The 13,373-nt window shown below is 69.7% G+C and carries 8 protein-coding genes; 4 read left to right on the forward strand and 4 right to left on the reverse strand.

Annotated elements, in window-relative coordinates:
- The first annotated feature begins 255 nt into the window (after positions 1-255).
- On the forward strand, positions 256-6,384 hold the full coding sequence (locus ACIQRL_RS37380) for a LamG-like jellyroll fold domain-containing protein (protein WP_401340130.1): 6,129 nt from the start codon (positions 256-258) through the stop codon (positions 6,382-6,384).
- A 229-nt stretch (positions 6,385-6,613) separates the two neighbouring features.
- On the opposite strand, the gene ACIQRL_RS37385 is transcribed toward ACIQRL_RS37380, so the two are convergent.
- Together ACIQRL_RS37385 and ACIQRL_RS37390 are read right to left on the reverse strand one after the other, a co-directional pair.
- Complete coding sequence (locus tag ACIQRL_RS37385; protein ID WP_401340133.1) at positions 6,614-7,492, reverse strand: alpha/beta fold hydrolase; 879 nt, start codon at positions 7,490-7,492, stop codon at positions 6,614-6,616.
- Positions 7,493-7,573: 81 nt separating this feature from the next.
- Positions 7,574-8,083, reverse strand: a complete 510-nt coding sequence (locus ACIQRL_RS37390) for a MazG nucleotide pyrophosphohydrolase domain-containing protein (RefSeq protein ID WP_401340136.1) — start codon at positions 8,081-8,083, stop codon at positions 7,574-7,576.
- 82 nt (positions 8,084-8,165) lie between these two features.
- Here ACIQRL_RS37390 and ACIQRL_RS37395 point away from each other — a divergent pair, with 82 nt between their 5' ends.
- Positions 8,166-9,164 carry a TAXI family TRAP transporter solute-binding subunit gene (locus ACIQRL_RS37395; RefSeq protein ID WP_401340139.1) on the forward strand — a complete coding sequence of 333 codons (999 nt, stop codon included), beginning with the start codon at positions 8,166-8,168 and terminating at the stop codon, positions 9,162-9,164.
- An 18-nt stretch (positions 9,165-9,182) separates the two neighbouring features.
- Here the strand turns inward: ACIQRL_RS37395 and ACIQRL_RS37400 are convergent, their stop codons facing one another.
- Positions 9,183-10,589, reverse strand: a complete 1,407-nt coding sequence (locus tag ACIQRL_RS37400; protein ID WP_401340141.1) for an ATP-binding protein — start codon at positions 10,587-10,589, stop codon at positions 9,183-9,185.
- Between the two features lie 9 nt (positions 10,590-10,598).
- Positions 10,599-11,285 (reverse strand): response regulator transcription factor, encoded by a 687-nt coding sequence (locus tag ACIQRL_RS37405; RefSeq protein ID WP_401340143.1) that lies wholly within the window; start codon positions 11,283-11,285, stop codon positions 10,599-10,601.
- A 285-nt stretch (positions 11,286-11,570) separates the two neighbouring features.
- On the opposite strand from ACIQRL_RS37405, the gene ACIQRL_RS37410 reads away from it, so the two are divergent.
- Positions 11,571-12,347: an amino acid ABC transporter ATP-binding protein gene (locus tag ACIQRL_RS37410; RefSeq protein WP_401340145.1), complete on the forward strand. Its 777-nt coding sequence runs from the start codon at positions 11,571-11,573 to the stop codon at positions 12,345-12,347.
- 104 nt (positions 12,348-12,451) lie between these two features.
- Positions 12,452-13,294: a glutamate ABC transporter substrate-binding protein gene (locus ACIQRL_RS37415; RefSeq protein WP_401340147.1), complete on the forward strand. Its 843-nt coding sequence runs from the start codon at positions 12,452-12,454 to the stop codon at positions 13,292-13,294.
- Positions 13,295-13,373 lie beyond the last annotated feature (79 nt).

Consider the following 13,373-nt stretch of genomic DNA (forward strand, 5'->3'; position numbering starts at 1 on the left):
ATCACGCCAGGACTCCACAGAGGGGTCACAGGTAAAGACTTCCCAGCGAAATGCCCAAGAAGCGGGCCGGGTTGAGGCTCAACCCTGCGCCAATCGAGCAAAAACGGACCAACTTCGTTCTGTATACGGTCAATTGACGATGGACCCCTCTTGATCCCGGACCTCAGAATGCACATCGGCGCGGGCCCACGGGGGACCGCGAAAGACAAGCGAAGGATCCCAGACCGCATGTCCGCCTTTCGCACACGCATGCCCATGTCCAGACGTCCCGCGGCGAGACCCGTCGCCGCTGGGGTCGTCGCAGTCCTGGCCGCCGCCTCACTGTCGGCGACGGTGCCCGCCCACGCGACGCCGACCGGATTACCTCACACGGCATCCCGCCACGACCGGCACCCGCACTCCGCGGCCAGGCGGCTCAACGCGACCGAGTCGGCGTCCGCACGGGCGAAGGCCACCGGCAAGCCGGTCACCGTGGACCAGCTGACCGACACCGGAACCATAGTGGTGGCCAACCCGAACGGCACCTTCACCCGCACGGACTCGTCCATGCCGCAGCGCACCCGGCAGCACGGCAAGTGGGTGCCGATCGACACCAAACTGGTGCGGCGGGCGGACGGCACCTGGGCACCCAGGGCCGCCGTCACCGACGTCGCCTTCTCCGGCGGCGGCTCCGGCGCGCTGGTCACGCTCCGCGACGGCAGCGACAGGCTGGGCTTCTCCTGGCCCGGCAGACTGCCCAGTCCCGTCATATCCGGTGACACCGCGACCTACCCCGAGGTGCTGCCGCAGGTCGACCTCCAGTTGACCGCGGACGCCTCCGGCTACTCCTCGATCCTCGTCATCAAGTCCCCCAAGGCAGCGGCCGATCCGCGCCTGGACAGTCTCGCCCTGAACACCAGGTCGGCGGGGCTGAAACTGGCCCCCACCCGCGACGGCGGAGCGCAGGCGGCCGACCGGCGTACCGGCAGAACGGTGTTCCACAGCGACACCGCGCTGATGTGGGACAGCGCCGGCCGGCAGCCCGCCGACAAGGCCGTGGCCCGCGTCGCGTCCGCCTCCTCGGCGGGGGCCGAGCACCAGGCGGCGGCCAAGGTCGGCAAACACCGCTCGCGGGTCCGCGTCACCCTCCAGCCGGGCAGGCAACTGCTGGGCCTGGACAAGAAATTGCTGTCCGCCAAGACCACCGCGTACCCGGTGTACGTGGACCCGGAGTGGAGCGGTCGGCCCTCCCAGCTCGACTGGGCGCGGATCTCCGACAACGGCTGGAACGTCTACAACTCGACGTCCAACTCGGGCTCCACGAACGCCCGCGAGGGCTGGGACAACAACACCCCGGGCAACGGTGAGCGGGCGCGCACCTACTACCAGATCAACACCAGCGGCATCAAAGGCGCGGTGGTCTCTCACGCCTCGCTGTACGTGAAGCAGCTCTCCGCCGCCTCGTGTGCGGACACCCCGGCCGCCGTCTACGGCACCGAGCGCCCCGCGGGCTGGAGTTCCTCGTCGCTGTACTGGGGTCACGAGCCCGGTGGCCGCACCGGGGCGCTCGGCACCAACCCCAAGAGCCACGAGGCCGGCACCTGTCCTGTCACGGACGGCGCCAACTCCTGGGTCAGCCCGCCCTCGCTCGAGTTCGACGTGACGTCCCGGGCAGTGAGCGCCGCGGCCGGCGGCTGGGGCAGCATGACGCTGATGGTCCAGTCGCCCGACATGAACGACGCCCAGCAGTGGAAGCAGCTCGCCTACGGCGGCGGCGCGACCATGTCGGTCACCTACAGCTATCGGCCGAAGCTCAAGAACGGCAGCGGCACCCCCGCCATCAAGCCGTCCCTCCTGAGCATGGGCAAGACCATGACCACCACGCACACCCCGACCCTCTCGGCGCGCGCGGTCGACCCGGACCTGGCCGGCGGGAGCGAACTGGTGCGCGTCGACTACCACGTGTACAACTCCTCGGGCACCCAGGTGGGCCAGGGATTCGGACCCTCCACGGACTCCAAGAAGCACGCCCGGTACAACACCAACGGCAGTGACTGGACCACTCCGAGCCTGCCGGACGGCACCTACACCTGGAAGGCCACCGCGCAGAACGCCGCAGGGTACTGGGCCGGCACCGGCTCGGGCGTCTGGACCAAGACGCAGACCTTCACGGTCGACACCAGCGCGCCACCCGCCCCGACCGTGACGTCGAGTCAGTTCCCGGCCAAGCAGATCGGTTCCGCCTTCGGCGACAAGGGCACCTACACACTCAGCAACAACCACACCAACAACATCACCGGATACCTGTTCGCGCTGGACGCCACACTCGGCAACACGGTCTACAGCAGCAGCGTCACCCACTGGACCACCACGACGAAGATCGCGCCGGGCAAGGCGTACTACGTCACCTCCGACAACGGTCCCGGCACCGGCACCTCGGTCGTCAACGGCAGCGCCTCCCCCGCCTTCGCGCCCGGCACGGCGGGGCCGCACACCCTGTACGCCAAGGCCGTGGACCAGGCCGGTTCGACCTCCGTCACCCAGACGTCCTACGCCTTCTACGCCGGCACCAGCACGCCGACGTACGCCTACGGCGACAAGATGGTCAGCGGCTGGACGGCGACCAACGCCGACAACACGACGACCGTCGTGCCCAAGGCGACGACCACCACCAAGGGCGGCCAGCTGATCACCCAGGCCGCGGGCAACGGCTACGAGTTCGCCGACGGCTACCAGGCCATGCTCTCGAACAAGAGCACCACGTCGAAGGTGGTCAGCGGCGACAGCGCGACCTTCGGTTTCGACATCCCGAAGGACGGCCCCTGGAGCTTCGGGGTCAACCTGACCAAGGCCAAGGACTACGGCATCTACCGCCTCGTCCTGGACGACGGCAAGCCCACCCAGGCCACCCTGCTCAACGGGTACGACTCCTACTACTCGTACGTCACCACCCAGTTCGTCAACCTGGGCATCCCCAAGGACGCGAGCGGTCAACTGCTCAACCTCAAACAGGGCGTGCACACCCTGACCCTCACCCTGACCGGCAAGAACCCCGGCTCGACGGGCTACCAGGCGGGCGTCGACGTGCTGCGGCTGGCGCCGGCCCTGACCTGCACGGTCAACGCCACGAGCGGCTGTCTGAACAACACCGCCACCAGCACCTTCACCACCACGACCAGCGCGGCCGACGCCGACGGCTCCGGCAACAGCATCAACTCCGCCGACCTGACGGGTACTTCGGGATGGCAGAGCGGCAAGACGGTGACCGTCGACGGCGCGACCGTCACCCTGCCCAAGTTCGGCACCGGCACCTACGACAACATGCTGGCCTCCGGCCAGACCGTCACCGTGCCGGGCAGCGGGGTGATGAACACCGGTGACGCGGTGGTCTTCCTGGGCTTCGCCACCGGCGGCCCGGCCAAGGGCGCCACCGGCTCCATCACCTACGCCAAGAACAACTGCCTCGACCCCAATGGAGATCCCGCCGACCAGTCGTACCAACTGGACACGGTGCCCGACTGGCTCAGCGGCCCGGCCTCGGCCGCGTCGTTGACCCTGGTCCACCAGAACCACAGCAACAACACCCAGACCAGCCCCAGCCCCGGACCGAAGATCTACGCCATCAGTGTCCCGCTGGCCTGCCCCGGCTCGGTCGTCAGCAGCGTCTCCCTGCCCCTGTTCACCAACGGCGTCCAGGCCGGCCAGCCCGCTCTGCACATCCTCGGGCTCGGCGTGCGCCCGCTGACCGTCACCGGGAGCGGAACGAGCGCCCAGCACTGGGTGGGCACCTGGTCCTCCGTCCAGGACACCGCCAAGGTGCAGCAGTCCGGCGGCAGCACCGCGACCGTCAACGGGCAGACCCTCCGCATCCCGGCACACGTCAGCATCGGAACCGACGACGGCAACGGAGTCCGCGTCCACCTGTCCAACGCGATGGGCACCGCGCCCGTGACCTTCGACGCGGCCTCCGTGGCTCCGCAGGACGGCACCGCGGGCGGCGCCACGGCAGCCTCGGCGCCGACGGCGGTGACCTTCAACGGCGTCACCTCCGTCACCGTCCCGGCGGGAGGCGACGTCGTCAGCGACCCGGTGTCCCTCGCCGTCCCGCAGCAGTCGACCCTGCTGGTCAGCCTGCAGGTGCACGGCTCGATGACGGCCATGGCCGGCCACGCGGCGGCCCAGACCCCCGTATGGGTGAGCGACGCGGCCAACCGCACCGGTGACACCGCTGCCACCAAGTACACGCAGACCACGTACACCGGCCTGCCTTACCTGGCCGGCCTCGACGTCACCACGCCCACCACCGCGCCCACCGGCTCCCTGGTCCTCTACGGCGACCAGAGCGTCAACGGGGACACCGCGAGCGGCGACGGCCGGCACCACCTCAGCGACGCCATCACCGGCGCCGTCGTCGACGACCCCAACGGCGACAACACCGTGGAATACGGCGTACTGAACGCCGGCACCAACAGCAGCGGTCCGAACAACAACCTGCTGCCGCAGCCCACCAACAGCGACACCCCCACGAACGCGCTGAACCCGCTGGACCGCAATGTGCTGGCCCAGGGCAACGTGCGCACCGTTCTCGTCTCGACCGGCGCCACCGACCTGCTCAACTGCACGGGTGACGCCAACACCTGCGCCACCGGCGTCGAGAACGGACTGGCCTCGCTCAACAGCCAGCTGAGTTCGTACTACACCGACGACGGACAGGCCTACATCAACGGGCAGCCGGTCACGCAGAACTCCAACATCACCGTCTACCTCACCACCATCCCGCCGTTCACCGCCGCCCACCCGGGAACCGCGACCCAGGAGGCGGCACGCCAGCAGGTGAACACCGACCTGCTCAACAACTACCCGACCCAGGTCATCGACCTCGCCGCCGCGGTCTCCACCGACGGCACGGCCACCTCGTCGACCGTGAAGGCTGCCGACCTCTCGGCCGGCAACCCGTCCGACGCCTACTACACCGACCTCGCCAACCGGTATCTCAACGACACCAACACCCAGGTCGTCGGCATCGCGCCGAACCTCATCGTCCCGCTCGCCACCGGTGGCGACACCCCGGACAACGAGTGGGAGGCGGCCGCCGACGGCACCGACGCCCGCGGCGACAACCCGTTCACCCCGGTCGGCGGGGCCACCTTCGGCGCGGCCGGCCCGGACGCGGTCAACGCGCCCGCCGGTGCCACCCGCTTCGACGGCAGCACCGGATTCCTGGAGAGCGACCACACGGCCGTCAACACCCTCGCCGACTACACCATCTCCACGTGGGTGAAGCTCGACTCGGCGGACAACCCGGCGACCGCCATCTGTGAGGGGACCAGCCAGCACCAGGCGTTCTACCTCGGCTACGACAGAGGCAACCAGGGCTGGATGTTCCAGACCACGACCACCGACGACGAGAACTCCGCCTTCCCCACCGCGGAAGGAGACGCCAACACCGGCGCCCTGGGCACCTGGACCCACCTCCTGGTCACCTACACCGCTCCCGTGGACGGCGACGCCGACACGGGCGTGATGTCGATCTACCAGAACGGCAGCCTGATGGGGACGGCCAGCAACCTCACCCCGCAGTACGACTCCTCCATGCCCCTGACCATCGGCGGCTGCGTCAACAGCCCTGACGCGACCTCGCCGTACAACGCCTTCCCCGGCTCCGTCTCGGACGTGCAGGTCTACCCGTACGCCGTTTCGGCGAGCGAGGCCGGCGCGCTCAGCGTGATCATGCCGACGGGCTGGCAGAACGGCATGCCCGAGGACGAGTGGAAGCTCGCCGCCAACGGCACCGACACCGCCGCCCTCAACCCGCTCACCCCGTCGGGAAGCGCCACCTTCGGCACCGACGCGCCGACCGGGGCCGCCGGCAGCGTCGCGTTCGACGGAAGCACGGGCTTCCTCAAGAGCGAACAGAGCGCGGTGAACACACTCGGCGACTACACCGTCTCGACCTGGGTGAAGATCAACTCAGCGCTCGGCACCACCGCCGTCTGCCAGGGCACCACCCAGCACCAGGCGTTCTACCTCTCGTACGACAAGCCCAACAAGGCCTGGATGTTCCAGACCACCACCACCAACGACGAGAACTCCGACTTCCCCACCGCGGAAGGAGACGCCAACACCGCCCCCATCGGCACCTGGACCCACCTCGTCGCCGCCTTCCGCGCACCGGTCGCCGGAAGCTCCAACACCGGCAACATGGCCCTCTACCAGAACGGCACCCTCATAGGGACGGCCACCAACCTCAGCCCCCAGTACGACTCCTCCCTGCCCCTGACCGTCGGCGGCTGCGTCAACAGCGCGTCGGCCACCAGCCCCTACCTGGCGTTCCCGGGTTCCGTGGCCGACGTCCACGTCTACCCGCGAACGCTGTCGGCGACCGAAGTCGGCGCACTTCACTGACCCCATCACCGACAGGGCCCCCGCCACTCCCAGCAGGAGCGGCGGGGGCCCGCCCGCGTCCGCGGCCGGAAGTCCCCGCGCCGCGCTCAGAACGCCCTCCAGCGACATCCGGGACCGGGTGAGCGGCGGGGGCGAGGGGTGGGACCACGCATCCCCGCAGCCGGACACCGGCGGACTCGGCCGAACGAACCGATGCCCGACTCTCACCCACGAACCCGCGCGCCCCGGATCACTCGCCCAGTCCCGCGAACCGTTCCGCGAGCGTGCTCGCGCCTGCACCGAGCAGGATCGTGTAGTGATTGGAGCCCTCGATCAGCTCGGCGCGAAGACCGCGGGACGGGCCGGTCCAGCGTTCGACGACGGGCGCCCCCAGCATCGGCGGCTCCTGGCCGAGCAGTCCGAGCGGCGCGTGCAGCAGCAGGGCCGGGACACCGAGCCCCGCGAGGTCGGCGGCGAACAGGTCGGCGGACGTCAGCAGATCGCGCCCGTCGTGCCGTACGGCCTCCTCGCGCGCCTTCGAACGCCGGGCGCCCCGGCTCCCTGTGACGTCGTAGCGCACGTACGACTCGATGTCCGCGTTCCAGTGGGGGCCGAGCGCCGGATGCGCGCGGAAGAAGTCGACGTAGGCCTGGTCGGTCTCGTAGGTGCGGCTGAGGCGGGCCAGCGCGGGGCCGAGGGTGTCGCCGAGGAGGGCGTCTAGGTCGGCGCCGGGCGGCACGGGCAGCGGCAGCCCGCCGTCGACGAGCAGCAGGCGGTCGAAGAGCCCGGGCCGGCGCGCGGCCGCGCGCAGTGCGACGTACGCGCCCATCGAGTGCCCGGTGAGGGCGACCGGCCGGCCCGCGCCCAGGTGCTCCGCCAGGCGGCACAGATCCATGGCGTGCCGGTCGAGGCCGTACGGTCCCGGGGTGCCCGCGCTGCCGCCGCGGCCCCGCAGATCGGGAGCGAACAGGCTCCACTCGCCGGGGAGTCGACGGGCCATGGCACGGAAGGACATCCCGGATCCGGTGATGCCGTGTGCCGCGAGAGCGATCCGCGGCCCCGTGCCGAACCGCAGGACACGGAGGGTTCCGCCTTCGACGGGCAGATCGAGTTCGGCCGGCTCGTTCATGCGTTCTCCTGGTCGTCGCTGGTGGGCTTCCCGGCGGTGGCGGCGGCCGTGGCTGCCTCCCCGTCCGGAGAGCCCCGGGTGTCACGCGTCCGGGGTGCTCCACCCCTGCCGCCGCAGCACCTCCGCCACGTCGGGCGCCCGGTAGTGCTCCCCCTTGAGGACCTTGCCGTCGGCCCTGCGGGCGACCTGTCCGTCGGGGCCCAGCTTCGTCATGTTGGCCCGGTGGATCTCGGCGATCACCGCGTCGAGGTCGATCCCGTGGACGAGGGCCGTGCCGTACGCCACGTACACGACATCGGCGAGCTCGTGCGCCAGCCGGTCGAGCGGGCCGTCGACCGAGACCTCGGCGACCTCGGCCGCCTCCTCGGCCAGCAGCTCGCCGCGGTGTGCGGCCAGCTCCGGAGAGACCTCGGTCGGGGTGGCGCGGACATCGAGGCCGAAGGCGAGATGGAACTCACGGACCGAGGAGACCGGGGAGACCGGGGTGACAGGGGAAGCCGGGGTGACAGGGGAAGCCGGGGAAGGCAGTGGGGTGGCGGGAGACACCGGAGCGAGGGGCGAGGGGATCTGCGACGGGGAGGACGACTGCATTCGGCGAGCCTACCGATCCGCCGGAACCCCCTCGGGGGGCCGGCCCTGGCCAGGACCGGCCTGGGCTGGCAGGATCGCGCGCATGTTCCAGGCACTCCCCCGTATCGGCCGGCGCCGCGCGCTGTGCGGCTCGGCGGCCGTCTTCGCGGTCGTCGGGCTGCTGCTGTGGTGGCTCCTGCCGCTGGGCGAGGAGTCCCCGAGCGGGACGATCACCTTCAGTACGGGCACCCGGACCGGGGTCTACCAGATGTACGGCAAGCTCCTCCAGGGCGCCATCGCCAAGGACATGCCCCACCTGAACGTGAAGCTGGTGAGCAGCGACGGATCCCAGGAGAACGTCCGGCGGGTGGCCACGGGCGAGGCCGACTTCACCATCGCGGCGGCCGACGCCGTGGAGACGTACATCCTCCAGAACAAGCCGGGATCGGGCCGGCTGCGGGGCTGTTCGCGGCTCTACGACGACTACGTGCACCTGGTGGTGCCGCGCTCCTCGCCGGTGCGGTCGGTGGCGGATCTGAAGGGCAGGAGGGTCGCCGTCGGACCGGGCGGTTCCGGGGTGCGGCTGATCGCGGACCATGTGCTCCAGGCGGCGGGTCTCGACCCCGACACCGACATCAAGCCCCTCAGCGACGGCATCGCGCGTATGCCCGACCTGCTCGAACACCACAAGATCGACGCCTTCTTCTGGTCGGGCGGTCTGCCGACGAACGCCGTTACGGAGCTCTCCAAGGCCTCCGACATCCGGCTGGTGCCGATCGGCAGCAACATCGTCGAGAAGCTGCACGAGCAGGGCGGCGCGTCCCGCTACTACCGGTCCGCGGTGATGCCCGCCGACGCCTATCCCGAGGCGCAGCGCGGCTCCTCCGTGCAGACCCTGGCCGTGGCCAACTTCCTGATCACCCGGGAGGACGCGGACCCGAAGCTCACCGAGGACCTCACCCGCACGGTGATCGCCAGCCGCGACCACATCGGCGACGTGGTGCACGCGGCCCAGCTGGTGGACCTGCGCACGGCGATCTACACGGACCCGCTGCCCCTGCACGAGGGCGCGAGCCGCTACTACCGCTCGATCAAGCCGTAGCGCCGCCCGCCAGGTCGCTCAGGTCACCGGCCCCGACCTCGGTACGGTCACCGTCACCCGCAGGCCGTGCGGTTCGTGGTGGGCGTACGCGATGGAGCCGCCACCCGCGGCGAGCAGGGCCCGCGAGATGGAGAGGCCGAGGCCCGAGCCCTTGACGTTCTGGTGGACGGCGCTGCGCCAAAAACGGTCGCCGATGCGGGCCAGATCCTCGTCGCCGAGGCCGGGGCCGCCGTCGGTGACCACGACGGTCGAGGACTCACCGTTCGAAGCGACCGTAACCTCGACGCTCTCCCCCTCGGGCGTGAACTTGACCGCGTTGTCGATCACCGCGTCCAGCGCGCTGGACAGCGTGACGGGGTCGGCCCAGGCGGTGACGGGCGGGCAGTCCCCCGCCAGCCGCACACCTCGGCTCTCGGCGACGGGCTGCCAGGACGCCACGCGCTCGGCGGTCAGCGCGCCGATGTCGGTGAGCCGCACATCGGCCTCGGCGTGCTCGGCGAGCGCCAGGTCGAGCAGGTCGTCGAGCACCTGGGTGAGGCGCTTGCCCTCGGTGCGGACCGAGGCGATCTCCTCGTTTCCCTCGGGGAGTTCGAGGGCGAGCAGCTCGATGCGCAGCAGCAACGCCGAGAGCGGGTTGCGCAGTTGGTGCGAGGCGTCGGCGACGAAGGCCCGCTGCTGTTCCAGTACGTCCTCGACGTTGTCCGCCATCTCGTTGAACGACCGTGCCAGGCGCTGGAGTTCGGGCGGTCCACCGGCGGGCGCGACCCGGGACTTCAGACGGCCGGTCGCGATGTCGTGGGTGGTGGCGTCGAGGACGCGCACGGGCTTGAGCACCCAGCCGGTGAGGCGCAGCGCGGCGCCCAGCGCGAGAAGCATCGCGGCGCTCTCGCCGGCGCCGATGATCAGCCAGCCGTGCAGGGTCTTGGAACGCATCTGCCCGGTGGGCGAGTCGGTGACGACGACGGCGATGACGTCGCCGTCCCTGATGACCGGGGAGGCGACGACGAGCCGGTGACGCTGCCAGGGCCAGACCTGCACGGGGTCATGGCTGCGGCGGCTGACGAGCGCCTCGTTGAAGGCGTCGCGGGCCACGCCGGTCCTGGGCAGGAGCCAGTTGTCCGGCGCGTTGGCCATGGGCTTGTCGTTGCGGTAGAAGACGCCGGCCCGGATGTCGTACACCTCGTAGTAGCGGGCGAGTTCGGTGCGCAGGGTCTCGCCGCGTTCGTCCGGGTAGCCGCCCAGCGAGCGGCTGGGGGGCTCGCTGACGTACTGGGCGAGGGCCGCGAAGCGCGCGGTGTCGTCGATGCGGTCGACGACCACGCGCTGCTGCTGGGCCGCCGCGACGCTCACCGCGAGCGGCACGCCGAGCGCCAGCAGCACGGCTGCCATCAGGACGATGAGCAGCGGGAGAAGACGTGTGCGCACCCGTGCCCGCTACGCAGCCGGGGCGACGAGCCGGTACCCGACGCCGCGTACGGTCTCGATCAGCGCCGGCATCCGCAGCTTGGAGCGCAGCGACGCGACGTGCACCTCCAGGGTGCGTCCGGTTCCTTCCCAACTGGTGCGCCACACCTCGCTGATGATCTGCTCCCGGCGGAACACCACGCCGGGTCGCTGGGCGAGCAGCGCGAGCAGGTCGAACTCCTTGCGGGTCAGCTGGACCGTCGAACCGGCCACGGTGACCTGGCGGTTGGGCAGTTCGATGCGTACCGGGCCGAGAAGCAGCACGGTCTCGCCGGGGGCCGAGGCGTCGTCGTGAGCGGTGCGCCGGGCGACGGCGTGGATCCGGGCGAGCAGTTCCCCGGTGTCGTAGGGCTTCACCACGTAGTCGTCGGCGCCGAGGTTGAGGCCGTGGATGCGGGACCGTACGTCCGCGCGCGCGGTGACCATGATCACCGGCGTGGCGGTCCGCTTGCGGATCTTGCCGCAGACCTCGTAGCCGTCCTGGTCGGGCAGCCCGAGGTCGAGCAGGACGACACCGAAGCCGTCGCTCTCCGGGACCAGTGCCCGCAGGGCTTCCTCGCCGCTGCGGGCGTGGGTGACGTCGAAGCCGTGCCGTGCCAGCACCGCGGACAGGGCGGCAGCGACGTGATTGTCGTCCTCGACGAGGAGCAGTCTCATTCCGACCCCCTCCGGTTCATCGGTCGTACGATCTCTTTTATGGAGCTTGGTGCACACTGCGCGTGCACCAAGGAAGTCACGCCGATGGACAAGGACGGCGTCAAGGGGCTTCGGGTTGCTCGGGGCTTCCGTTACCCAGCCGGTACGCGCGTCTGTACGGACAGCTACGACACGTGTCCGATTGCTACCGGATCGTGATGCTCAAGTTCCCCTCAGATGTAATGACGCTGGTCATGCGGCATCACTACTGTCCTCCGAAACCGAGGAGGACGGAGCCCAAGAGCGATGACCGAAGTATCGGTGGCCAAGGACGCCATGGCCGCGACCGACGAACTGGTCGTCCTGAAGAGCGTCAACAAGCACTTCGGCGCGTTGCACGTGCTCCAGGACATCGACCTGACGATCACCCGTGGCGAGGTCGTCGTGGTCATCGGGCCCTCCGGGTCCGGGAAGTCCACCCTGTGTCGCACCATCAACCGCCTGGAGACCATCGATTCGGGTGACATCTCGATCGACGGCAAGCCGCTGCCCCAGGAGGGCAAGGCGCTCGCCCGGCTGCGGGCGGATGTGGGCATGGTCTTCCAGTCCTTCAACCTCTTCGCACACAAGACCGTGCTCGAGAACGTGATGCTGGGGCAGATCAAGGTCCGCAGGACCGGCAAGCCGGCGGCGGAGGAGAAGGCCCGCGCCCTGCTCGACCGTGTCGGCGTCGGCTCGCAGGCGGACAAGTACCCGGCTCAGTTGTCGGGCGGCCAGCAGCAACGCGTCGCCATCGCACGGGCGTTGGCGATGGACCCCAAGGTCATGCTCTTCGACGAGCCGACCTCCGCGCTGGACCCCGAGATGATCAACGAGGTCCTCGAAGTCATGCAGCAGCTCGCCCGGGACGGCATGACGATGATCGTCGTCACCCACGAGATGGGCTTCGCCCGTTCGGCTGCCAACCGGGTCGTCTTCATGGCCGACGGCCGCATCGTCGAAGAGGCTGTGCCGGACCAGTTCTTCAGCAATCCGCGCAGTGACCGTGCCAAGGACTTCCTGTCGAAGATCCTTCACCACTGATGTCCCCGCGCGTGGGGAACCTGACCTCCCCGCGCGCGGGGGACCCCTCTCGTCACCCGCCCGCCGACGGGCCGTACTTCGCCCTTACTCGAAGGATGTTCATCATGAAGCTCCGCAAGGCAGCCGCCGCCTCGGCCGCCGTACTCGCGCTCGCCGCGACCGCCACCGCGTGCGGTTCGAGCGACAAGAACGACAGCGGCTCCTCGTCCTCGGGCGGCGGCAAGATCAAGATCGGCATCAAGTTCGACCAGCCCGGTCTCGGCCTGCAGAAGCCGGACGGTTCCTTCGCCGGTTTCGACGTGGACGTCGCGACGTACGTCGCCCAGCAGCTCGGATACAAGCCCAGCCAGATCGAGTTCGTCCAGACGAAGAGCGCCGACCGTGAGAACGCGCTCGCCCGCGGCGACGTGAAGTTCATCGCGGCCACCTACTCGATCACCGATGAGCGCAAGCAGAAGGTCGACTTCGCGGGTCCGTACCTGCTGGCCCACCAGGACCTGCTCGTCAAGTCCGACTCGACGATCTCCAAGGGCACGGACCTCAACGGCAAGAAGCTCTGCTCCGTGACCGGCTCCACCTCGGCGCAGAACGTCCAGAAGACGATCGCCCCTCATGCCCAACTGCGTGAGCTGAGCGGCTACTCGGAGTGCATCGCGGGTCTGCAGAGCGGCGCCGTGGACGCGGTGACCACCGACGACTCGATCCTCGCGGGCTTCGCCGCGCAGGACAAGTACAAGGGTCAGTTCAAGCTCCTCGGCCTCAAGCTCAGCAACGAGAACTACGGCGTCGGCGTCAAGAAGGGCGACACCGCGACGGTGAACAAGATCAACGCCGCGCTGGCGAAGATGGTGAGCGACGGCTCCTGGCAGAAGGCGGTCGAGAAGAACTTCGCCCCCGCCGGCTACAAGTACGAGCCGGCCCCGAAGATCGGCGCGATCGTCAAGTAGCACAGGGGACTTGACTGCCGTCGAGTAACGCAGGGGATCACCGAGTCACGCAGGGCCCCTCGGGCAACGCGGGAATCCG

Origin of the sequence: Streptomyces sp. NPDC091209 (genome assembly GCF_044757755.1) — a bacterium.
Taxonomy (GTDB): domain Bacteria; phylum Actinomycetota; class Actinomycetes; order Streptomycetales; family Streptomycetaceae; genus Streptomyces.

Excerpts from the sequence above, each read along its gene's own strand:
- ACIQRL_RS37380 (WP_401340130.1), top strand. The coding sequence starts at position 256 with ATGTCCAGACGTCCCGCGGCGAGACCCGTCGCCGCTGGGGTCGTCGCA.
- ACIQRL_RS37410 (WP_401340145.1), top strand. The coding sequence starts at position 11,571 with ATGACCGAAGTATCGGTGGCCAAGGACGCCATGGCCGCGACCGACGAA.
- ACIQRL_RS37415 (WP_401340147.1), top strand. The coding sequence starts at position 12,452 with ATGAAGCTCCGCAAGGCAGCCGCCGCCTCGGCCGCCGTACTCGCGCTC.
- ACIQRL_RS37395 (WP_401340139.1), top strand. The coding sequence starts at position 8,166 with ATGTTCCAGGCACTCCCCCGTATCGGCCGGCGCCGCGCGCTGTGCGGC.
- ACIQRL_RS37390 (WP_401340136.1), bottom strand. The coding sequence starts at position 8,083 with ATGCAGTCGTCCTCCCCGTCGCAGATCCCCTCGCCCCTCGCTCCGGTG.
- ACIQRL_RS37405 (WP_401340143.1), bottom strand. The coding sequence starts at position 11,285 with ATGAGACTGCTCCTCGTCGAGGACGACAATCACGTCGCTGCCGCCCTG.
- ACIQRL_RS37385 (WP_401340133.1), bottom strand. The coding sequence starts at position 7,492 with ATGAACGAGCCGGCCGAACTCGATCTGCCCGTCGAAGGCGGAACCCTC.